Consider the following 2,132-nt stretch of genomic DNA (forward strand, 5'->3'; position numbering starts at 1 on the left):
TCCTGAAGCGGGTGTCGCAGGTGCGAACCCTGCCGGGGGCCTTCGACAACGCAGGTCCACCCGCGCCACACGGCTCGACCTGCCAGGCCGAGGCAGGCGCTCGGGGCCGCGGCTACCTTCGTCGGGAGAGCAGATCGCCACCGGAGGAGGAACGACGATGGCCGGCACCGAAACGCTCGACCGCAGCACCTGGGAGACCGCCCTCAATCAGTTGACCGACGAGCACGAGGGGGAGTTCGTCACCATCGAGGTACTGGACCCCGAGGTCGGTCATCAGTACGAAGCCAACCGGCTGCCCTTCACCACCATCTCCTACGACCCGAAGGACGACGTGGTGGCCGTTTCCGTCGGCGGACGGTCGCCGCGCTACCCCGTCGTCCTGCGGCACCTGGTGTGGCACCCCACGGAGATCGACGTCGCCACGCAGGACGTGCCCGAGCCGGCGGTTCGGGCAGTCGACAAGGACGGCACCGCCACGCTGATCACCTTCTTCCCCCAGGAGTCCGGCACGGAGTCCTGAGCGACACCGCCGGCGAACGGACACGCACCGGCGGCTCCCCCGCGCAAGGGAAGCCGCCGGTACCCAGCAGGTCCGCTCAGTCGAAGTAGTCCGGCTGCGTCTGCACGTTCAGTTCGGGCAGGTGCACCCGGCGGGCCGGGTCCGTGCGGTGGTCGTTCAGTTTCAGGACGTCGAAGCCCTTCCTGATGTCATTGGAGTAGATGTAGCCGTTGTAGTAGTACGCGGACCACGAGCCGGCCACTTGGAGGGTGTCCGTGGTCAGCGGGCCGCGCTCGAAGTAGGCGATCTCGTGCGGGTGGGCGGAGTCGGTGAAGTCCCAGACGGAGATGCCGCCCTGGTACCACGCCTGGACCATGAGGTCGCGGCCCTTGACGGGGATGAGGGAGCCGTTGTGGGCGACGCAGTTCTCGGTGTCGGCCTGGTAGCGGGGGATCTTGTAGTAGTTGCGGAAGACCAGCTTGCGGTGGTCGCCGCGGCCGGTGATGTCGTAGATGCCGTCGGCACCGCGGTTGGGGCCGATGGCCGCGTTGCAGGTGGCCGCCCCGCCGCCGCCCAGCTCGTCGGTGAAGACGACCTTGTCCGCGCGCTGGTTGAACGTCGCCGAGTGCCAGAACGCGAAGTTGACGTTGTCCTGGACCCGGTCGATGACCTTCGGGTGCTCGGGGTCCTTGATGGAGAACAGGATGCCGTCGCCCATGCAGGCGCCCGCCGCGAGGTCCTTGGAGGGCAGGACGGTCAGGTCGTGGCAGCCGGTGGTCTTGGAGACGCCGGGGTTGGTGGGCGCACCCGGGTTGCCGCCGCCGTCAGGACCCTCACCCGGGAAGAGCACGGGAAAGCCGACCACGGCCGCCTTCTCGGGCGCCTTGCGCGGCACCTTGATGACCGAGATGCCGTCGTGCGGCGGCTGGCAGTCGGGGAAGGTGGCGCTGGGTGAGTACGAGGAGACGTAGATGTAGACGTCTCTCCGCTCGGGCACCAGCGTGTGGGTGTGCGAGCCGCAGGCGGTCTCGACGGCGGCGACGTACTTCGGGTTCGCCTTGTCGCTGATGTCGAAGATCTTCATGCCCTCCCACGACGACTTCTCGGTCGCGGGCTGGGTGGTGCTCGCGCAGGAGTTGTCGCTGCGCGAGGAGTCGGTGGAGAGGAACAGCAGGTTTCCGCTCACGGAGACGTCGTTCTGCGAGCCGGGGCACAGCACCTGGGCGACCGTCCTCGGCGCCTTGGGGTCGCTGATGTCGAAGATGCGGAAGCCGTCGTAGTTGCCGGCGTAGGCGTACCGGCCCTGGAAGGCGAGGTCGGTGTTGTAACCGGGGAGGGCGTCCTTGGGGACGTTGGTGAGGTGCTCGATGTTGGCGGAGTGGACGATCTCGTCCTGCCCCGGTATCTCGCCGTCCGCGATCGCGCCGCGCACCTCGGCGGCCTCGCTCTGGGAGACGCGCTGTCCGGCGGCGGGGCTGTCACCGGGGTCGGGGGTGGCGGAAGCCGGTGCGGTGGTGAGCAGCGCGGCCAGGAGACCTGCCGCGGCGGCGGCAACTCCCAGGCGTCTGCGACGGGTTCGGGGATCTTGGTACAGGGTCACTGCTTCCTCCCTGGTGCCGGACGTGGGGGCGCG

2 protein-coding genes are annotated in these 2,132 nt (G+C 68.8%); one reads left to right on the forward strand and one right to left on the reverse strand.

All coding sequences use genetic code 11. The annotated features are described in order from the left end of the window. Window positions 1–157 precede the first annotated feature (157 nt). Entirely contained in the window at window positions 158–520 is a 363-nt protein-coding gene (locus CCN33_RS26115; RefSeq protein WP_167387951.1) for a DUF5335 family protein, read from the forward strand. Window positions 521–596: 76 nt separating this feature from the next. On the opposite strand, the gene CCN33_RS26120 is transcribed toward CCN33_RS26115, so the two are convergent. Next, on the reverse strand, window positions 597–2,099 hold the full coding sequence (locus tag CCN33_RS26120) for an LVIVD repeat-containing protein (RefSeq protein ID WP_086695920.1): 1,503 nt from the start codon (window positions 2,097–2,099) through the stop codon (window positions 597–599). Window positions 2,100–2,132: the final 33 nt, after the last annotated feature.

The sequence above is a fragment of the Streptomyces recifensis genome, from assembly GCF_002154615.1.
GTDB classification, from domain to species: Bacteria; Actinomycetota; Actinomycetes; order Streptomycetales; family Streptomycetaceae; genus Streptomyces; species Streptomyces griseoluteus.

What these genes read in the sequence shown, in the direction of transcription:
- CCN33_RS26115 (WP_167387951.1), top strand. Translation starts at nt 158, where the DNA reads ATGGCCGGCACCGAAACGCTCGACCGCAGCACCTGGGAGACCGCCCTC.